Annotated in this window: 15 protein-coding genes; 7 read left to right on the top strand and 8 right to left on the bottom strand. The window is 67.3% G+C overall.

From position 1 onward, the window contains the following. Positions 1-4: 4 nt before the first annotated feature. On the top strand, positions 5-511 hold the full coding sequence (locus tag ASD15_RS18905; protein ID WP_057156560.1) for a nuclear transport factor 2 family protein: 507 nt from the start codon (positions 5-7) through the stop codon (positions 509-511). A 57-nt stretch (positions 512-568) separates the two neighbouring features. Here ASD15_RS18905 and ASD15_RS18910 read toward each other — a convergent pair whose 3' ends face one another. From ASD15_RS18910 to ASD15_RS32785, 5 genes are read right to left on the bottom strand one after another with little or no spacing between them, the layout of a single operon-like run. After that, positions 569-2,812, bottom strand: a complete 2,244-nt coding sequence (locus tag ASD15_RS18910; RefSeq protein ID WP_057156561.1) for a TonB-dependent receptor domain-containing protein — start codon at positions 2,810-2,812, stop codon at positions 569-571. A 58-nt stretch (positions 2,813-2,870) separates the two neighbouring features. Beyond that, positions 2,871-3,572: a GDSL-type esterase/lipase family protein gene (locus ASD15_RS18915; protein WP_057156562.1), complete on the bottom strand. Its 702-nt coding sequence runs from the start codon at positions 3,570-3,572 to the stop codon at positions 2,871-2,873. A gap of 23 nt (positions 3,573-3,595) precedes the next feature. Continuing rightward, complete coding sequence (locus ASD15_RS33265; RefSeq protein ID WP_229418258.1) at positions 3,596-5,761, bottom strand: GDSL-type esterase/lipase family protein; 2,166 nt, start codon at positions 5,759-5,761, stop codon at positions 3,596-3,598. Positions 5,762-5,776: 15 nt separating this feature from the next. Continuing rightward, positions 5,777-8,548 carry a hypothetical protein gene (locus tag ASD15_RS18930; protein ID WP_057156563.1) on the bottom strand — a complete coding sequence of 924 codons (2,772 nt, stop codon included), beginning with the start codon at positions 8,546-8,548 and terminating at the stop codon, positions 5,777-5,779. A 27-nt stretch (positions 8,549-8,575) separates the two neighbouring features. Next, complete coding sequence (locus ASD15_RS32785; protein ID WP_162249922.1) at positions 8,576-11,536, bottom strand: rhamnogalacturonan lyase; 2,961 nt, start codon at positions 11,534-11,536, stop codon at positions 8,576-8,578. Between the two features lie 174 nt (positions 11,537-11,710). Here ASD15_RS32785 and ASD15_RS18940 point away from each other — a divergent pair, with 174 nt between their 5' ends. Beyond that, a complete protein-coding gene (locus ASD15_RS18940; RefSeq protein WP_057156564.1) occupies positions 11,711-13,243 on the top strand; it encodes an alpha-L-fucosidase in 1,533 nt (510 codons plus the stop codon). Between the two features lie 28 nt (positions 13,244-13,271). Here the strand turns inward: ASD15_RS18940 and ASD15_RS18945 are convergent, their stop codons facing one another. Next, positions 13,272-13,763 carry a pyridoxamine 5'-phosphate oxidase family protein gene (locus ASD15_RS18945; protein WP_057156565.1) on the bottom strand — a complete coding sequence of 164 codons (492 nt, stop codon included), beginning with the start codon at positions 13,761-13,763 and terminating at the stop codon, positions 13,272-13,274. A 195-nt stretch (positions 13,764-13,958) separates the two neighbouring features. Between ASD15_RS18945 and fnr the strand changes: the two genes are divergently transcribed. Next, positions 13,959-14,720 (top strand): fumarate/nitrate reduction transcriptional regulator Fnr, encoded by a 762-nt coding sequence (gene fnr / locus ASD15_RS18950; RefSeq protein ID WP_267877830.1) that lies wholly within the window; start codon positions 13,959-13,961, stop codon positions 14,718-14,720. Between the two features lie 37 nt (positions 14,721-14,757). Here the strand turns inward: fnr and ASD15_RS18955 are convergent, their stop codons facing one another. Both ASD15_RS18955 and ASD15_RS18960 read right to left on the bottom strand, forming a co-directional pair. Continuing rightward, positions 14,758-15,594: a universal stress protein gene (locus ASD15_RS18955; protein ID WP_057156566.1), complete on the bottom strand. Its 837-nt coding sequence runs from the start codon at positions 15,592-15,594 to the stop codon at positions 14,758-14,760. Between the two features lie 32 nt (positions 15,595-15,626). Next, positions 15,627-16,010 (bottom strand): TraR/DksA family transcriptional regulator, encoded by a 384-nt coding sequence (locus ASD15_RS18960; RefSeq protein WP_057156567.1) that lies wholly within the window; start codon positions 16,008-16,010, stop codon positions 15,627-15,629. 175 nt (positions 16,011-16,185) lie between these two features. Between ASD15_RS18960 and ASD15_RS18965 the strand changes: the two genes are divergently transcribed. The 4 genes from ASD15_RS18965 to ASD15_RS18980 are packed head-to-tail and all read left to right on the top strand — an operon-like array spanning position 16,186 to position 20,210. Further along, positions 16,186-17,667, top strand: a complete 1,482-nt coding sequence (locus ASD15_RS18965) for a PAS domain S-box protein (protein WP_057156568.1) — start codon at positions 16,186-16,188, stop codon at positions 17,665-17,667. Beyond that, positions 17,664-18,077, top strand: coding sequence for a response regulator (locus tag ASD15_RS18970; protein ID WP_057156569.1), 414 nt, complete (start codon positions 17,664-17,666; stop codon positions 18,075-18,077). The genes ASD15_RS18965 and ASD15_RS18970 overlap by 4 nt, the downstream gene beginning before the upstream one ends. 2 nt (positions 18,078-18,079) lie before the next feature. Continuing rightward, on the top strand, positions 18,080-19,582 hold the full coding sequence (locus tag ASD15_RS18975) for a response regulator (RefSeq protein ID WP_057156570.1): 1,503 nt from the start codon (positions 18,080-18,082) through the stop codon (positions 19,580-19,582). After that, positions 19,575-20,210 (top strand): response regulator transcription factor, encoded by a 636-nt coding sequence (locus tag ASD15_RS18980; RefSeq protein WP_057156571.1) that lies wholly within the window; start codon positions 19,575-19,577, stop codon positions 20,208-20,210. Before ASD15_RS18975 ends, ASD15_RS18980 begins: the two co-directional genes overlap by 8 nt.

A 20,210-nucleotide genomic window follows, 5' to 3' on the forward strand; every position in this document is an offset into this window, starting at 1 on the left:
CAGCATGAAATTTACACTACCGTTGCCATTGTTCGCCGCATTGCCCCTGGCATTGGCGGTGCAAACCGCGCAAGCCGCCCCGTGCCTGCCTGTTGCCGACCTGATTGCGCGCGATTCCCAGTACGAGGAAGCGATGCGCGTCGGCGACGCCGCGTTCCTGGAAAATCTGCTTGCCGAAGATTTCGTCTGGGTGCACAACCTGGTCTCGTCCATCGACGACAAGGCAGCCATGGTGGCGCGGGCGAGGAAGCCGGCCAGCATACCGAAAGCCCGCACCACCAGCGGCGTGCAGGCGCAGGTGCTGGGCGATACCGTTGTGTTGCGCGGCCAGAGCACGGTGGATGCCTGGAACGTGGACGGCAAGACCTGGCGCAGCAACCGCTACCAGTTCATGCGCACTTACGTCAACACCGCCGCCGGCTGCAAGCTGCTGGCGGTGCAGACCATGAAGGTCTGGTCCAGCGAAGCGGACAAGCCGGCGCCGAAGCCGGCCGCAGCGCAGCTGCCCTGAAGTGCGGGCGCACTAGCGCATCCTTTTGGAGCGCAGCGGGCAGGCGCCAGCGCCCGGCTAGCGCTGGCCGCCGCTGCTGCCGCGCTGTCCCTGTCCCATCCCTTGTCCCTGCCCGCCGCCTGGCCGGTTTCCCGTCCCCGCAGTCCCCGCCGTGAAGCCGCCCAGCCGATATGACAGGCCCAGGTAGGCGATCCGGCCGTCCGAGCGCCGTATGCTGTTCTCCTTCAGCGTGGCGGTGTCGGTGAGGGTCTCGATCTGGTTCGAGTTGAAGGCGTCCGTAAGGTTCAGCACCAGGTTCAGTTTCGGCGTCAGTGCGTGGCGCAGGCTGAAATTGACCGTGGTGTTGGGCTGCCGCACGCCCTGGCCGGACAGGGCGCGGCCCTGGGTGGTCAGCATGGTCTGGAACTGGTCGTCGGGCGTCACCTGGTAGTTCAGCCGCAGGCGCCCACTGAGCGACGAGGCGGTTCGCGTGCTGATGAATCCGTACAAATCTTCCGTCAGCTGTTCCGTGTGTCCCAGGTTGCCGCTGGCGCTCATCGACAAGCCCGGCATGATCTTGCCCTGCAGCGTGAACTCCAGCCCGCTGGCGTTGTTGCGGCCGCCGTTGGCTGGCGTCGTCAGCAGCACGGTGTCGTTGATGAAGTAACGGCGGATCAGGATGGAATCGCGGTCCTTGCGGTGATAGGCGCGCAGACTGGTCTCCATGCCGGCTACGCGGCTCTCGTAGCCGAGCTCGAAAGAATCCGTCTTGGTTGGATTGAGTTGCGGGTTGCCGGACGAGACATTCAGCTCATCGCGGTAAATCACGAAGGGATTGAGCTCGTTGGCAGTCGGCCGGCGCAAGCGGTGCGCGTAGCTGAAGCGCAGAGTGGTATCGTCCGACCATTTGTAGGTGGCGTAGGCACTGGGGATGTAGCTGAGGTAGTTGTTGGCCGCATTCACATGTGTGGTCAGCTGCTCGATATCCAGGCCGGTGTGCTCAACCCGCAGGCCGCCCAGCACACCCCATTTCTCGTTCAAGCGCACTTGGTAGGAACCGTACAGCGCCAGGTTCTTCTCGGCCATGCTGAAGCGGTTGCTGCGCTGGGTGTTCACATAGGGCAGTTGCGAGACGGGATCGACGCCGGTGTACAAGGTGTCGAACTCGCTGCGGTTGCTTGCCACCTTGTAGCCCAGCTTGAGCATCGCGCGGTCTATCGGCAGTTCGTAGTCGCCGGTGAAGTCGATAATCCGGTTGTTGCTGGCGTTGTCCTGGAAGCTGGTCTGGTCCAGCGCTCCGCGCGGCGCAACCGCGTAGATATTCTTATAAGCGCTGTTGTGGGTATTGTCGGCCGAGCTGACACGCAAATCCACTTTCATGCTTTCGCCGTCCACGCCGCCTTTATGCTCCCAGCGTGCGCCGAGGCCATAGTTGCGCGAGTCGCCGCCGCGCTGCGTGCTGCGGACGTAGTCGCTGTCCACCGGCCCCGGCCCGGCTCCGGCCCCGTCGGCGGCGTGGCGCAGATAGCGGTCCTGCGAGCGCTGGGCATTGTCGCGGCCCTGGTAGGACAGGCTGGCAGCCAGGGTATCCTTGGCGCCGATGTTGTAGTTGAGGGAAGCGTTGGCGCCGACGTTGTCGTTCAAGCCGCTGGAGCCGCCGGCTTGCGCGCTGTGCACCATGGCGCCGGTGGTCGGATCAATGCGGTCGCGCACTGTCTCGCTGCGGCTGGCACGGCCATCGTGGCGGACGTTCAGCCCGCCCTGGATGCCGAACACGCCCGAGTTATAAGTGCCGGACAGTCCGGTATTGTAGCGCCCCGCCGTACCACCGTTGGCGTTGACTACGCCGAAACCGCCGGGCCGCCGTGTGCGGCGCATCACCAGGTTGATGATGGGGCCGCCGCCGCCGTCGTTGCCGAACTGCGCGCCGGGGTTGTTGATGACCTCGACCGATTCGATATCCTCGGCGGGAATGGCGTTGAGCGAGGCGCCCCGGTTTTCGCCTTGCAGCATGGCGGACGGTTTGCCGTCGATGAGGATCTGCACGTTGGGGCTGCCGCGCAGCGTGACCGAGCCGTCCGGATCGACCGCCACCGAGGGCACGCTGTTCAACGCATCGGCCGCCGAGCCGTTGCTGGCGCCGACGTCCGATTTCACGTCGTAGACCTGGCGGTCGATGCGGTTGGTGGGCCGTTCGGCCGAGACCACGACGCTGGCCACGTCCGGAGCGTCGGTGCTGGCGGGCGTTGCGGGCGGCTCCGGCGGCTTGGCCGGCAGAGCCTTCTTGATGGTCACGGTCGGCGGCGGCGCGGTCTGGGCCAAGGCAGGCTGCGCGAACGCGATTGCAAGCCATGTTGCGACAGCCGTAGGGCGGGTCATGCTATTTCTGAACGGTTGCCAGCAGGGCGTCCAGCTCGTCGGCCCACATGTTGTAGCCGGTCGCCGTCAGGTGCAGCTTGTCGCCGCTGAGGCCTTTCCAGTTGTCGCCTTCCGGGGTGAAGCGCGCGGCCAGGTCCAGATACCAGATCGACTTGCCGTCGGCCATGGGGGCCAGCAGCTTGTTCACGGCCGCCATGCGCTGGTCCGCGCGGGCGTTCGGCAGGATGCTGACCACCACCACTTTCACCCCCGCGAACTTCTTCTGCGTCGCAGCCACCACGGCCTTGATGCCCTTGGCGATGTCTTCGGGCTCGTTGCTGACGTTGTTGGTGCCGATCATGATGACCGCCACCTTCGGTTTCAGGAAGGACAGGTCGAAATTGTCCAGGCGCCACAGCACGTGCTGGGTCCTGTCCGCGCCCAGGCCGAAATCGAAAGCGCGGTTGTCGAAGCGCGTATTCCAGACCGGCGCGCCGGCGCCCCAGCGGAACTGTTCCGTGATCGAATCGCCGATGAAGATGATGTCGGACTGGCGGCCTTTGCGCAGCGCGAGGTAGTCGGCGAAGTAGGTCTGGTAGGGAACCCGCGCGAGGTAGTTCTGGTCGCTGGGCGTGGTGGTGGCGGGATCCAGCGCGGCGGCGGGCAGCGACAGGCCCAGATTCAGGGTGGCGGCGGTGGCCAGGGCGAGCAGCAGTCGTTTCATGTAAGTCTCCAGGGTTGTCAGTATTATTCTGCGCGCAGTTGCTCGAGCAGTGCGGCAGGTACGGCGAAGGCGGTTCCGTGGCGCATACGCAGTGGCGTGCCTTCGTCCGGGAAGCGCATCTTGGCCGTCACATCTTCCCAGGTAACGAGGTCGCGCGAGCGCATCGCGCCATAATGCTTGCTGCGGTAGGCATCATAGTAGACGATGACATCGGCGCCGGCCTGGATGGCGGTCGGACCCTCCACCCACATGCCCGGCGGCGTGATGGGGGCGCCCAGCTTGCCGAACGGGCCGTTCAATGCGGGGGCATCGGCCACCTGCAGGTATTTGCGCGGCGGCTTCACCGTTTCGTCCTTGACCATCAAGTGGTTCTTGCCGTTGGCGCGCACGAAGGTGGCGTCAATCACGCTGAAACCGGGATCGTAGAACAGCCGGGTAGGCGTGAAGGTCTTGAAGTCCCTGGTGGTGGTGGCGTACAGGCGGTGGTTGTACTTTTCCTCGGACGAACCGGCCGTCTCCGTGAACTTGCCGGGTACGGTGGAAGCCCAGAAGATCAGGTACTCGCCGCGCTGCTCGTCGTACACGATTTCAGGCGCCCAGGCATTGAGTACGCCTTTTTCATGGGCCATGACGGGCAGTTCCTGCTGCTCGGACCAGTTGACCAGGTCCTTCGACGAGGCGTAGCCGATGTTGTTCTCTTTCCAGCCCGAAGTCCAGACCATATGGTAGGTGCCGTCCGGTCCCCTCACGATGCACGGGTCGCGCATCAGCTTTGACATGCCGACCTTGGGTGTCAGGTAGCTGCGCCCGCCGCCCAGCTTGTCCCAGCGGTAGCCGTCGGCACTGGCGGCCAGGTGCAGGCCGTCCTCGCCGTTCTTTGTGAAGTAGGCAAAGATGTAGGCGTTGGCGCCGGTGTCCGTGCCGGCGTTGGCCTCGTCGCCCAACGGGCGCTCGTTGGTGAACTTGGGGCTGGGCGGAACAGCGAACCTGGCCACCGGGTCCGGTTTGGACGGATCGAAACTGCCGTAGCCGTCCGCGATATAGGACGCGGCGGGCACGCCGGCCTGGCGCATGCCGGTCAGTACCGCCTGCGCCAGTTCGTAGGCGCCATAGTTGTTGTGGTGCGTGTTGTCGGTGCGGCCGGGCTGCGGTTCAGCGAAGGCGGCCTTGGACGCCTCGCTGCCCAGCGCCTCGTAGAGCGGCTTGCTCATTGAGTTCAGGTCGATGAAGGCCACGCCCAGCTCCAGCGCCGACTGGCGGGCGGCGGTGGCGTAGTCGATCAGCGACGGAATCACCTTGCCATTGGCGTCGAAGGCGCGCCGCTCCATCGAAGAGATCACGACGGGGACGCCGCCGCGTGCCCGGATACTGTCCACGTGCTGCTTGATCTCGGCCTTGTAGGTGGTGAACGGGCCGCTTTTGCCATCCTTGATCTGTTTCTGGTCGTTGTGCCCGAACTGCATCATCACGGTATCTCCGGGCCGCATGGCGCTCAGCACCTTGTCGAGGCGGCGCCGGGACAGCGAGTCGCGATAGGTTTCGCCGGATTGCGCGTAGTTGGCGACGGCCACGCCGGGCTTCAGGAAGCGCGGCAGCATCTGGCCCCAGCTGGCGTAGGGCTCGCCGGGCTGGTCGGAAACGGTGGAGTCGCCCAGCAGGAAAATGGTGGGCGCCTGCACGGGCGTGATCTCGATGGCGCGCACGGCGGGGCTGGCGCCGTTGAATTCCAGTGTCAGGCGGCGGTCCCAGTTCCAGGCTTCCTGCACCGTCTCGCGCGGCGCCTTGAGATTCACGGCGCCGGCCGCCAGGCCAGCAACGGCCGGAATTTGCGGGGTGCGGATGTTGACGGTGAAGGTGCGCACTTCCGTCCTGCCCGCTGCGCTGCGTACGTTTTCCAGCATCAGGCGGCGCAGCTCGGATTTGATGGTGGTGCTGCCTTCCATGGCGCCGCCCAGCGTCACGGTGACGTTGTAGCTGCCTTCGGGAAGGTCCACCGAGAAGAAGGACGGCTTTCCGGGCATGGCGCCGGGTTCGAAACCGTAGCCGCGGCCGGCGCTGTACTCGCTTGCTTGCGGGACGGCGGTGTAGCCGGCAGCCGGCTGCGCGCTGAAGTCGAACTTGCGGACGGCGGTTTGCGCGCTGGCGGCAAAGCTGGCCGCCAGCAGCATGGTGAACAGGGAAATCTTCATGGTCTCTTTATCGATTTATTTTGCAGGAATATGGTCGCCGATCAGCGCAAGGTTCTGGATTGCGGCCAGGCCCCATTGTGCGGTGTCGTTGGTGCTGATCCAGTCGACTTCCTGCACCGGATTGAGTACCGCCGGGCCGCGCAGCTCGACCGGACGCACCAGCGGAGCAGGACGCTCATGGAACTCGCGCCAGGCGCGGCGCGCCAGCTCGGCGTTCCCGGTGCGCCACGCAGCGTAGGCGGTCAGCCGCGAATGGCCCACGCGCAGCGCGTTGGTGCCGCCGTGCGGCATGCCCAGCGCCCTGGTTTGCTCCTCCCGGCTGGCGTTGTACAGCGTGCAGTATTGCACCCAGGCGCGCTCAAAGGCCTTGTCGCCGGTGACCGAGATCAGCTCTGCGAACACTTCCACGGCGCCGAATACCGCGTTGAGGTGGCTGGCCTGGACCTTGTCGCCCGCCATATTGGCCAGATGGCCATCCTTCGGCTGGTAGCCGGCGCGCTCGGCGCTGAAGAAGCCGTGCGGCATGGCGGCGATGTCGCGCATGCCGGTCAACAGCTTGGACTTGTACAGCGGCTTGCCGCCGCGCTCCCACTCGGTGAGCCAGTTGCCGGCCAGCGAGCCCCAGTCCGTGCCGAAGCTGGCGCGTGCCGGATAGAGCGACTTGTCCAGCGGCGCGGCGCGCTTGCGCACCGGGTCCACGTCGGCCAGCTTGGCGTCGGCGTCGAGCAGCTCGTGCATGATGTCGCCGATGCGCTCGTCGGCGGTGAGGTAGTAGTAGAACCTGCGGTACACGGCGGCGCTGATGCGCACCTGCTTGGCGCTGCAACCCCAATGCTGCACGTTGTGGCGCGTTCCCAGTCCTGCGAAACGGCCCAGGTGGTAGATGTCCACCTCGCTGGTGTGGCGCACCATGGCCTCGGCCAGGCGGAAAATGTCGGCGCGGCCGGTGCGCAGGAAGGAATACCACAGCCACAGGTCGGGCGACAGCTCGGAGTTGTCCCAGGCGTAGCCGCCGACGTCGTAACGCCAGACGTGGCGGTCGGCGTCGTAAGTGTGCATCACGTCGCCGTAGTTCCAGAAGCCGTACCAGTGGTGCTGCTCCACCTGGCCACGGTAGTAGTCGAAGCGGCGGTCCAGTTCATCCTCGATGACGGCCTTGGCAGGGTGCGAACGGTCCGGCAGGCTCCACATGCCGCCGAACACGTTGCATGCCAGGTAGTGCGCAGGCTGCGCCACCAATTGCGGCGGCGACTGCACGGCCTGTGCGAGGCGGGTCATGGCCTCGCGCGACGGGGTGGCGGCCAGCGCCCACAGCGTGATTTCGCTGCTGCGGGCCACCCCGTGCGGGCTGCCGTAGCCCTTTTCGTAGTCCTCGTAGGTGATTTCCAGGCCATCGAGTTCGTCGGCGTGGGTTTCCATGCCCATGCCGTCGTGGTAGAAGCGCATGTCCATCGCCTGCGCATCGGGGGACCACATCCACAGCGTCACCTCGGCATCGTCGGTGTGGGCCTTGCGGATGTCGAGCTGGGTGGGGTGGCGCTGCCAGAAATCGCGCAAGCCAAAGGCGACGCCGCCGGAGGCGCCGCCGATGTAGCCGGCGCCCGGCGCGCGGCGGCCCCACGCGGCGTCGATCCAGCCGTGGCCCGGCTTGGTGCGCTTGCGGATCTGGAAACCGTCGGCCGACAGCTGGGACAGCGTGTAGTCGCCCCAGGCCGGTATCAGGTGCATCAGCTTGCGCACGTTGGGCGCCATGGTGTCGAGCGGCGGGCACGCCAGGCCGGCCACCTGGGCCGAGCGGAAGGCGGCGCCGGGATCGCGCCGCAGGCCGGTGAGGCCGCGCACCGCTTCGGCCCACAGGCCTTGGTCCTCGCCGGCGAAACGCACGTGGCGGTCGTGCGGCTGGTCGCGCATCGGCACACTGACGCGCAGGCCGACGCCGCGTATGAATTCCTTGTGCTCGTCGCCGTCGAAAACGAAGGTATGCATGATACGCACCGATTCGGCGCCCGCGTAGAAGTACAGCCGCACCGAAAATGGCAGCCAGGCACGTTGGCCGTTGCGGTGCATGCCGTCGATCTTGACGACGGCGCGCACCGGGCCGCGCTGCTCAACCGTTACCGTCCTGATGTCGCTTTCGAAGGCCGTCTGACGGGTAGCGCCGGCGCTGCCATCCGGCTGGTCGTCGCTTAAGGCCACCAGCTTACCGTTGCTTGCAATGACGCGGCCTGCGCGCGTGATGGAGCGGATCAAGTGGGCGCCGCGCTTGGGAACCTGGCAGGAGACCACGCCGGTATCGACCGAGACTTCGTTCGCGCTCTCCTGCACGCGCACGGCTGGACCGGAGCCGGGGCCGAGGCCGGCTGCCGATTTTCCACCGGCGGGCGCCAGTGTCAGGGTTTCGGACATGCCGGCCCCGGTCAGCAAGGCGTGCGCGCTCCATTTCAGCGTGCCGTCCGGCCAGTAGGCCAGGGGCCAGCTTTGTACGGCGATACCGGCGGCCCCGGCGCCGCCCGGCGAGGACAGCACGAAGGCCTGGCCTTTGGCGACCTTGCCCTGGGGCCAGGGCACGCCGAGCGTGACGCCTTGCGACAGCCCCGGCACACCGTCCAGCCAGCGCAGCTCGGCGCTTTTGTCCGGCGTGGCGGCAGGCCGGGGCGGAGGCGTGCCCGCAGGCTGGCCTGCGGGCGCGGATTCGGCGGCGCCCGCAGGCGTACTTCCGGCGGCGAGCAGCGGCGCGGCGCCGAGAACAGAGGCTTGAAGAAAGGTGCGGCGGCTAAAGGTAGTCAAATTAGTCTCTCGTTGCAAGTGTTGAGTCTAGTCCTGGGCGCTGAAGCGGAAAGCGCCGGGTGGCAGCATCAGCTTGGGCACAGGTTTGCCGGCTTCCACCAGGACGGTGTCGACAGGCAGGGCATTCTCGGGATCGCCCGCACGATGGGCCAGGATCAGCCTGCGGCCGGATGCGGGCAGCAGCGCCGGTGGTATGGCCTGCGGCTTGCGGCCCGCCAGCTGTTCCAGCCACGTGGGGCGGCCATAGTCGGCGCTGTTGGCGTACGGCGGAAAGATAACCTGCATGTCGGACCGCTGCGCCATGCCTTTGAGGACCAGCGGCTTGCCGTCGGCGGTTTTCAATATGATGGGCGAGGCGGGTTGGTACTTGTCAATGATGGCCTGGTAGGTCTGGCCATTGAATGCCGGGTCCGGATGGGAATAGAAACGTTCCTGCTCGACGTGCAGCGTCTCCAGGCCAGTCATGCGCCGCAAGTGCTCGCCCATCATGACGGCGCCGCGCGCCTCGCCGGCGGGCGTCTTCAACAGGTGGCTATAGCCTACGTAGACGAAGACCCTGGCCTGGGAATCTTTTGCGAAGATTCGCTCAACCAGGTTGGTGGCCTGCACCAGTTCGCGCCGCCGCATGCGTTCCATGGGGGCCAGCTGCTGCAATGCTTCGGCGGACTCGTAGCCGGCCAGCTTCCAGTTGTCCGCCAGCGCGGAATGGACAAAGTCGGCGAACAGGGGATCTTCCAGGTAGTAGCCGTGGGCGCGCGTGAGGATGTTGCCCGGCGGGCGTTCCCCTATATCAGTGCTGAACGTTTCGCAAGCCAGGTAAGTGTAGCCAACCTTGCGCAATTCGGCGGCCAGCCGTTTGGCGAAGGCGCGGTGCATGGGGACGTGGTGCGCCTCGTTCAGCAGCACGATGCGCTTGTTGCGCGCCTCGGCCACGATGGCGTCGACGGCGTCAACGGCCTGGGCATTGGCCAGTTTGTCGATATCGGCCGGATTGTCGTTCACCCGCGCGCCCGGGCGCTGGTCGAAGGCGGCCATGGCGCCGTCGTAGTCGCCGGCAAAGCTGCGCTTGGTGCCGAGATTCTGGACATCGGCAGGACGGCTCTCGGCCTGCTTCAATTGTTCCATGTGCGTGTGCGCAGTGCGCGCAACGCCGGCGGTCTGCGCCATGCCTGCGCCAAGGTAGAACGAGGGATGCGGCGGCTGGTTGTAGCCGGCGTTCTGGCCCGCTACCTGCACCCGGTACTGGGCGTCCTGCATCAGCGCCGGTATGCGGTGCGCGGTGGGCGCTGTGGTGCTGAACACCAGCAGGGCGTTGTTATCGGCGCTGCGCCAGACCACTTCTTCGCGCCAGTCGCCCAGCAGGTCGGCTGACAGCACCGGCGTGGCCTTGGTGCCGTTGTTGGCGGCGGCGCCAGCGTCGGCGCCGTTCACCAGGGGCAGCAGCGTGGCGCTTTGCGGGTTCCACTTCTCGATGCGGGTGCCGTCCAGCGATTCGCGCAGCAGGTCGCCGTCCCACCAGGCCGCGAAATTGATGCGGCGCGGGCGTTCGCTGGATATCTGCACGCCTGCCGCGCTCATCAAACCGCCTACCGAGGCCCAGCATTCCTCTCCCAGGTGGGCAGGGTCGATGTCCATGCAGACGCCGCGTCCGACGTCAGCGCCTTTGCCGTCCAGGCTCCACAGGAGCTTGCCGCTGGCCGCGTCGTGCATCTCCACGCCGTGCTTGCCGTAGCAGCTCGGGGTTTCGTGCACCATGAAAACCTGCTGGCCGGGCAGGGCGGGGTTCAGCTTGCCCACATGGAGGGCATCGCCGTGGCACAGACCGGTGCTGTACAACATTTTTCCGCTGCTGGCGATGGTGGCCGCGCCGTAGATGATGTCATCCTGGCCGTCGTTGTCCACGTCGGCCACGGATAGCCAGTGCGCGCCCTGGTGGTTCACCTCGCCGCCCGCCACGTCGCTGTCGAACACCCAGCGGCTGCTCAGCTTCCCGCCGCGCCAGTCCCAGGCCGCGACCACGGCGCGCGTGTAGTAGCCGCGCGAGAAGATGGCGCTGGGGCGGGCGCCGTCCAGGTAGGCCACGCCGCCGAGGAAGCGGTCTACCCGGTTGCCATAGGCGTCGCCCCATGCCGCCACATCGCCGCGGCCGGGCAGGTAGGGCGCGCTGGCCATGGCCGCGCCGGTTTCGCCGTTGAACACGGTGATGAATTCGGGGCCGGACAGGATGTAGCCCCTGTCGTTGCGGTGGTCGGCTTTCGGATCGCCGATGACCGCGCCCTTGCCGTCGACAGTGCCATCGGCGGTTTTGACCATCAGTTCGGCCTTGCCGTCGCCGTCGAAGTCGTACACCAGGAACGTGGTGTAGTGCGCGCCGGCGCGGATGTTGCGTCCAAGGTCAACACGCCACAGGCGGGTGCCGTCCATCTTGTAGGCGTCGATATAGGTATGGCCGGTGTCGCCCGCTTGCGAATTGTCGCGCGCATTGGCCGGCTGCCACTTCACGATCAGCTCATAGCTGCCGTCGCCGTCCAGGTCGGCCGCCGAGCCGTCATTGATCTCGTAGCCGTAGCGCTTGCCATCCGGCGTGGCGCCGTCGGCGGGCTTCTGGACCGGGATGGTCTTGTACTGCCGCGGCCATGTGGCGCCCGCGCTGGCCGGCGCTTGCTCGGCGCCGCCAGGCAGCACCGGCCGCACCGTGTAGGCGGCTGCAGCGCTGCCTGCGGCGTCCAGGTGGTTGGTGGCATTCAGCGGCGCGGCGTTTACGCGCCGGCTGTCGCGGTAGAGATTGAAGGTCATGCCGGCCGGGTCGGTGGCCAGGGCGCGCCAGCTGACAAACACCGCGCCATTGGCGGCAATGGCGCTTACCCCGCGGTCCAGGTTTTCCAGCTGCTTGCCGGCGATTTGAACAGGACCGGCCGCCGTGGCGGCGCCGGCGTCCAGCGCCACGGCCAGCGCCGTTGCGATGCCGGCGATGCGATAGGTGTGCATAAAGGTCTTGGCTGAGCGGTCGCCCGCGAGGATTTCGAGTATCGAGAGTCGTTTCACCAGTGTCAACGGCTGACGCAATCTAATCATGTTTATGAGTGATACAAAGCGATACGTGCGCGAAACGTGAGAGCGCGCTACGCTAGCAGGCAGCTAAAATAACTATCGGAGACCGCGATGTCACGCACGCGACTGATACTTTCACTGCTGATACCGGCACTGGCCGTGGCCGGCCCGCTGCCCAAGCCGGACCGGGGCGGCGTGCCAGAGTCGAGGCTGTACGACTACGGCGTCATGGGACCGCCGGCCACGCCTGCCATCGTGGCGGCGGCCGGCGCGGCGGTGGCCACGCCGCTGCCGGCCGGCCCGTTCGAGGCGGACTGGGAGTCCATCCGCAAGCATTACCGCACTCCGGCCTGGTTCGAGGACGCCAAGTTCGGCATCTTCATGCACTGGGGCGTGTACGCCGTGCCCGCGCACCGCAACGAATGGTATGAAAAGTACATGTACGGCGCCGGACTGGCCTGGCACACGGCCAATTTCGGCGCGCCCGACCAGTTCGGCTACAAGGATTTCATCCCCATGTTCCGGCAGGAGAAGTTCGACGCGGCCCAATGGGCCGGCCTGTTCCGCCGCTCCGGCGCGCGCTTCGTGATGCCGTCCGCCCAGCATCATGACAATTTTGCGCTGTGGGACAGCAAGGTCACCCCGTTCAACGCGCTCCGCATGGGGCCGAAGCGCGACCTGATCGGCGAGCTGGCTGCCGCCGTGCGCAAGGAAGGCATGAAGTTCGGCGTGTCCAACCACGGCGTGGAGAATTTCACTTTTATCAACCCGCCGCAGGCGCTGGACGACAGGCTCAAAGCGGCGCAGGCGGACCTGTACGACCCGAAGTGGGCCGCCTTCTACAACGTGGCCGACCGCAGCCCGGCTGCCATGACGCGCTTCCTGAGCGACTGGCTGGCGCGCAACCTGGAGCTGATCGACCAGTACCAGCCGGACTTGCTGTGGTTCGACAACGGCGTCAACCTGCGCGTGCTGGATCCGCTCAAGCTGCGCGTGGCGGCCCACTATTACAACCGCGCCCGAGCCTGGAACAAGGAAGTCTCGATCGGCAGCAAGTTCGTGGCCTACGCCCCCAGCAACGACGATACGCAGCAAGTCGGCGCCATCATCGACTTCGAGAAGATCGGCGCGCGCTCGCCGCCGGACATCCGGCCCGGCCCGTGGATGGTGGACGACGCCATCGGCAGCACCTGGGGCTATACCAGCGGCATGAAGGTGGCCGGCGGCGGCGCCATCGTCGGCCGCCTGGTCGATACGGTCAGCAAGGGCGGCTTCTACCTGCTCAACCTGTCGCCCAGGGCCGACGGCGTCATTCCCGAGGAGCAGCAGCGCACCTTGCAGGAAGTGGGCGCCTGGCTGGACAACAACGGCGAGGCGATCTACGGCACCCGGCCGTGGAAACAGTTCGGGGAGGACAGCTGGCGTTTCACCAGCAAGGGCGACGCGGTGTATGCCGTCGGCCTGCCGCGCGACGGTTCGGTGGTGCTGCGCGTGCTGGGGCCGGGCGCAGGCAGGGTGCAGCGCGTGGAACAGCTGGGCCGCGACGGCGTGCTGCCGTTCCGGCAGGCCCAGGAAGGCCTGACGGTGGAAGGCATTTCCATCGCGGCCGGCGGCTTGCCGGCGGCGCTCAAGGTCACTTTCTGATGCCGGGGTGCTGCGCCGGATTCATCGCTCAGTCCGCCGCGCAGGCCTCGGGCGGCACCGCGTACAGTTCGGTGTGGCCGAATTCCACGCTGTAGTCCAGCAGCGAGACCACTTGCGGCACGATGCGCAGCACCAGCACGCTGCCCCAGCCGGGCGGATTGCCTGCCGCCTGCATGTGCTTAATCTCAGGAAACTTGTGCACCATCAGCGCGGCTACCCGCTCCAGCGCGTCGGCGCCGTTGACGATGGTGGCGGTAGCGGCCGCCGAGATGCCGCGGATGCCGTTCCAGTTGGTATAGGGCAGGTTGATGGTCAGCGATACCTTGGGACAATAGGCGATGTTGCGCGCCTTCTGGCTGTCCAACCCGACGCCGGCGTATAGCACCAGCCCTTGGTTTACATAGCTGACCGTGGTCGCCTGCGGATAGCCGTCAGGGCGTAGCGTGGCCAGCGTCAAGTCGGCGCCGGCCGACAGGATGGCCAGGATCCGGTCGCGTGCGGCGGTATGCAAATTGTCCATATTGTCCTCCCTGAGCGCATAAGCGACTGTAGCGCCGTACGGCCGTCCGGTTCTTTGATCCAGATCAAACCCGCTTGTTTTTCGCTCGCGTAGGGGATCCCCTACAGCATCTGGCCGGGATACCCGATAGCGCGCCGGGCAGGCATGGTCGATACTGTGACTCAACTTAGCCATCCCCAATTCCAGGAGTCCACTGTGAACGCCACCATTCCCATCGCCTCCGCCCTCCGCGCACCGGCCCAGCCGCGTTGCGGCCTGTGCAGCTTCAACCGCTTCTGCCTGCCGCAGGGACTGGGCGAGGACACGATGCGCCGCCTGGACCAGATAATTTCGCGTCGCCGCCGCGTGCAGCGCGACGAGCAGCTGTTCAGCATGGGCCAGTCCTTCGGCAGCCTGTACGCGGTGCGGCTGGGCCACTTCAAGACGGCCCAGGTGAACCAGCGTGGCGAGCAGCAGATCACCGGTTTCCACATGGCCGGCGACCTGCTGGGCATGGAGGCGATCGGCGCCGCCCAGCACAGCTGCAGCGCGGTGGCCCTGGAAGACAGCGAAGTGTGCGAGATTCCGTTCGCCCGGCTGCAGGAGCTGGTGGCCCAGGTGCCCGAGCTGATGCAGCAGTTCCACCGCACCATGGCGCGCGAGATCCAGCGCGAGCAGGCGGTGGCTTTATTCCTTGGCAACATGCGCGCCGAGCAGCGCCTGGCGCTGCTGCTGACCCAGCTGGGCGCGCGCTACGCCGCGCGCGGCTTCTCGCCGTCCAGCTTCCAGCTGCGCATGTCGCGCGAAGATATCGGCGGCTACCTGGGATTGACCATCGAGAGCATCAGCCGCCTGCTGGCGCGTTTCCGCAAGGCCGGCTGGATCGACCTGAACAACCGCGACCTGCGCATTCTCGACCTGCCCGGTTTGCAGGACCTGGCCGCAGGCCGCATCGAAGCCGAGTGCGTGGCGGCCTGAGCCGCCACATCGCCGGGCCGGCCGCACCCGGCGCCTGCTAGTGCGCCATCAGCACCGGCAACGTCATGTCACGCAATATGGTGGCAGTCACGCCGCCCAGCAGCATCTCGCGCAGGCGCGCGTGGCCGTAGGCCCCCATGACCAGCAGGTCGGCCCCCGTGTCGGCCGCCAGCGACAGCAGCGCGTTGCCGGCGTCGAGCGCGGTCGGCTGCGCGCTCACTTCCACCTTCACACCGTGCCGGCTCAGATACAGCGCCAGGTCGGCGCCCGGCTGTTCGCCGTGCGTTCCCCAGCGGCTTTGCGGGTTGAACACCACCACCGTCACCCGGGCAGCCAGCTTTAACAGAGGCAAGGCGGCCGTGACGGCGCGCGTGGCCTCGTCGCTGCCGTCCCACGCCACCAGCGCGTGGCTGCCGGTGTGCTCCCAGTCGCCGGCGTACGGCACCAGCAGCACCGGCCGGACCGCGTTCAGCAGCACGTACTCGGGCAGGTCATTCCAGTCGCCCGGTACCGGGTTGTCCGGATCGGTCTGGCTCAGCACCACCAGGTCCGCATAGCGCGCCTGCAGGGCCATGCCGCCGTCGAACTCGTCGCGCACCAGGCGCCGCTCGAAGGAGGGCGCGCCGGTCTGGTCGGCCAGCGTGTCGAACTGGGCCAGCGCACGCTCGGCGCTCTCGCGCATCAGGTCAACCTGTTCCGCGATCATCGGCCCGCCCATGGCTATGCTGGCCGGCATCAGGAAACGCGATACGCCCGTCATGGCGCCGCCGACCAGGTGGGCGTCGAAGGTGCGCGCCAGGGTGGCGGCAAAGCGGATGCGCTGCGGCGCATGGCGCGACAGGTCCGCATGGACCAGGATAGTGCGGTAAGTCATGGCAAACTCCTTGGGTTGGGAAACGACACGTGTCAAACGGGCTGCACGCGATAGTGCCGCTCGCTGGCCTGCTGGCAGTCCAGGCACAGCACCGCAGTGGGCTGCGCCTCCAGGCGCGCCTTGGCAACCGGCTGGCCGCATTGCTGGCACAGGCCGTAACTGCCGTCCGCCATCCGGCTCAGCGCCAGCTCAACCGCCTCCAGCTGGCGGCAGTCCTGGTGCAGCAACGCCAATTCATCCTCGCCCAGCGCGTCGGCCTGGGCCGGATCGGCCAGGGCGTTGCAGGTGGCCAGGGTGCTGGCATCTTCGCTGCCGTCCGAGTACAGCCGCGCGCGCACCGCGCCGGCCAGGGCGCCGCGCCGCTCCAGCAGCGCGCGCTGCAGGCTTGCTATCAAGTTGCTATCGATTTGTTGCATTGCATTCTCCACTCTTCCACTGGCACCACTGTAGGGGAAGCGGGCAGGGCGCGTCAGTAGCCGGTTTGATCCAGGTCAAATCGCCCCGCAATTTCGCCGCTGGCGGGGCGGGCTTTACCGGGCAGGGGTATCGATCGTATGATGGTGGCCTCTTCGACAACCGCAGGGACCTTGCGTGCAGAATCCCCCCATTGCCGACCAGAGCCTGGCCTGGCTGCTGGCGTCGGCCACCGACCCGGTCATCATCGTCGACCGCGCCGGCCTGATCGCGCTGGCCAATCCTGCGCTGGAGGCGCTTTTCGGCTATGCGCAGCAGCAGCTGCAGGGTTTGCCGGTGGAAACGCTGATCCCGGAGCGCTTTCGGCGCGGCCACGAGGCGCTGCGCGAGGGCTACAGCGCACAGCCGCATCCACGCGTGATGGGCGCCGGCGCCGCACTGTTCGGCCGCCACCGCGAAGGACGCGAATTTCCGGTCGAAGTAAGCCTGTCGCCGCTGCGCAGCCCGGACGGCCAGGACATGGTGATGGCCACGGTGCACGACGTGAGCGCGCGCAAGGCCGCCGAACGCGCGCTCGAGGAGAGCGAAGCGCGCATGCGCGCGGTGTTCGAAACGGCCGTGGACGCCATCATCACCATCGACGAGCACGGCGCGCTGGAGCGCCTGAACCCGGCCGCCGAGCGCATGTTCGGCTACCGCGAGGACGAGGTCGCCGGCCGCAACATTTCCATGCTGATGCCCGAACCGCACCGCAGCGCGCACGACGGCTACCTGGCGCACTACCTGGCCACGGGCGAGAAGCGCATCATCGGCAAGGGGCGCGAAGTGCAGGGCATGCGGCGCGACGGCAGCGTGTTCCCCATGGACTTGTCGGTGGCGGAAATGACGCTGGGCGGCAAGCGCATGTTTACCGGCTTGGTGCGCGACATCACCGAGCGCAAGCAGTCCGAGCAGAAAACCCAGCAGCTGCTGCAGGAGCTGAGCAGCGCCAACGAGGAACTGACCAATTTCGCCTACGTCGTGTCGCACGACCTGAAGGCGCCGCTGCGCGGCATCGGCTCGCTGGCCGACTGGCTGGCCACCGACTACGCCGAGCAGTTCAACGACGAAGGCAAGGAGCACATGCGCCTGCTGATCAACCGCGTGCACCGCATGGGCGCGCTGATCGACGGCATCCTGCAGTATTCGCGGGTGGGCCGGGTGCGCGAGGCGGTGTGCCCGGTGGACCTGAACCGGGTGCTGGCCGAGGTGGTCGACCTGCTGGCGCCGCCGCCCGGCATCGTCGTCGATATTGCCCCCGGCCTGCCCACCGTGGCCGGCGAGCCGACCCGGCTGCAGCAAGTGTTTCACAACCTGATTTCCAACGCCATTAAATACATGGACCGCCCGGATGGGCGCGTCAGCGTCGGCTGTGCCGACGAGGGCAGCCACTGGCGCTTCGCCGTGGCCGACAACGGCCCCGGCATCGAGCCGCGCCATTTCGACCGTATTTTCCAGCTGTTCCAGACGCTGGCCCCGCGCGACCGCGTCGAGAGCACCGGCGTCGGCCTGGCACTGGTGAAGAAAATCGTCGAGATGTACCGCGGCCGCGTCTGGGTCGAGTCCGCGCCGGGCGCGGGCGCCACTTTCTATTTCACATGGCCCAAGGATAGCCGATGAAAAATTCAAGCAAGCCCATACTGCTGATCGAGGACGACAGCGTGGACGTGATGACCGTCAAGCGCGCCCTGAAGGAGATCGGCGTGGGCAATACCGTGGTGGCGCTGGAGCACGGCGAGGCCGCGCTGGACTACCTGCGCACGCCGGGCAACGAGCGCCCCTGCATCATCCTGCTGGACCTGAACATGCCCATCATGAGCGGCATCGAGTTCCTGCGCGAGGCCAAGCGCGATCCCGCGCTGCGCCTGATCCCGGTGGTGGTGCTGACCACGTCGGCCGAACAGCAGGACAAGCTCAGCAGTTTCGAACTGGGCGTGGCCGGCTACATGGCCAAGCCGGTCGACTACCGCGCCTTCGTCGAAGTGATGCGCTCGATCGACCGCTACTGGACCGTCAGCGAGATGCCCTGACCATGGACAGCCCGTCACTGCCGGCCGCGCCGGTGCGCGTGCTGATCGTCGAGGACGACATGGTCGACCGCATGGCCTGCCGGCGCGCCTTCCGCGCCGCCGGCGCCTACCAGCTGCTGGAAGCCGAAACCGGCCAGCAGGGCCTGGCCATGGCGCTGTCCGGCGAGGCCGACTGCGTGCTGCTGGACTACAATCTGCCGGACCTGACCGGCCTGGAATTTTTGGCCGGGCTGGCGGCCAGCCGTCCCGGCGGCGACGCGCCGCCGGTGATGATGCTGACCGGCGCCGACAGCGCCACCGTGGCTGCCGAAGCCATGCGGCGCGGCGCGCGCGACTACCTGGTCAAGGACGCCGAAGGGCGCTACCTGGAACTGCTGCCGGCCGGCATAGAACGCATGCTGCGCGAGCAGCGCCTGCGCGCCGACAAGCAGCAGGCCGAGGCGCGCTTCCGCACGCTGGTCGAGCAGATCCACGCGGTCAGCTACGTGGCTGGCACCGGCCCGCGCGCGGTGCTGGAGTATGTCAGCCCGCAGATCCGCCTGCTGGGCTACACGCCCGAGGAATGGCTGGCCGACCCCGGCCTGGCGCGCGCGCGCATGCACCCGGAGGACCGCGAGCGGGCCTGGGCGCAGGTGTGCACCAGCCGGGCCGAGGCCAGCCCGCTGCGGGTGGAGTACCGGCTGCTGCCGCGCGGCGGCGGCGAACTGTGGGTGCGCGACCAGGCCGACCCGGTGCCCGGCAGCGGCGGCCCCGGACCGGGCGCGGCGGTGCTGCAGGGCCTGCTGATCGATATCAGCGCCAGCAAGGCGGCCGAACAGGCGCTGCGCCAGTCGCAGGAAGAACTGCGGCGCCTGGGCGCGCACCAGGAACGCATCAAGGAAGAGGAGCGCAAGCGCATTGCGCAGGAAATTCACGACGAGCTGGGCGGCCTGCTGACCGGCATCCGCGCCTACATCCTGGTGGCGCAGGAGCGCGCCGTGGCGGCCGGACGCGAACCGGAACCGCTGCTGGCCGACACGGCAGACCTGGTGCAGACCGCCATCGAAACGGTGCGGCGCGTGATCACCGACCTGCGGCCCAGCGTGCTGGACCAGCTGGGCGTGTGGGCCGCGCTGGAATGGTACGCCGGCCAGGTGGCGCTGCGCGCCGGCTTGCGCTGCGAGTGCAGCATCGACGCCCGGGTGGCCGAGCTGGAACTGGACGCCGAACGCAGCACCATGCTGTTCCGCGTGGTGCAGGAAGCGCTGACCAATGTGGTGCGGCACGCCGGCGCCAGCGAAGCGCGGGTCGCGGTGGCGCGCGAGCCGGCCGGCTTGCGGCTGACGGTCACGGACAACGGCAAGGGCATTGCCGCCGAGGGACTGTTGCGGCGCGAATCGTGGGGCATACTCGGCATGCACGAGCGCAGCCGCAGCTTCGGCGGTGAACTGGCCATCACCGGCGGCGAGGGCGGTACGGCGCTGACCTTGCGCCTGCCATTGCCACAGGAGGAACATCATGACTGACGCGATCCGGGTCTTGCTGGTGGACGACCACGCCATCGCCCGCAACGGCGTGCGCCTGATGCTGGGCACGGCCAGCGGCATCGCAGTGACGGGCGAAGCCGGCAATGCCGGCGAGGCCATGCAGCGCGTGGCGGAGCAGGAATTCGACGTGGCGCTGGTGGACATCACCATGCCAGGCAAAAATGGCCTGGAACTGCTGAAGGCGCTGCGCGCCGAGCGTCCCCGCATGGCGGTGCTGATGCTGAGCACCTACTCGGAAGAGATTTACGCCGTGCGCGCGCTGAAACTGGGCGCGGCGGGCTATCTGACCAAGGACGCGCCCACCGCCACGCTGGTGGAGGCGGTGCGCAAGGCGGCCGCCGGCGGCAAGCACGTCAGCCCGGCGCTGGTGGAAAAACTGGCCATGCTGGTGGGCGGCGGCGGCGCCGGCGACCACGAGGCGCTGTCGGACCGCGAGCTGGAAGTATTCAAGCTGATCGCCGCCGGGGAGGCGCTGGTGCGCATCGGCGAGCTGCTGCACCTGAGCCCGAACACCGTCACCACCTACCGCACCCGCATCCTGGACAAGATGGGCATGGCCAGCAACGCCGAGCTGACCCGCTACGCGCTCGAGCACGGCATGATCTGA

The sequence above is a fragment of the Massilia sp. Root351 genome (assembly GCF_001425045.1).
In the GTDB taxonomy this organism is placed as follows: domain Bacteria; phylum Pseudomonadota; class Gammaproteobacteria; order Burkholderiales; family Burkholderiaceae_D; genus Rugamonas.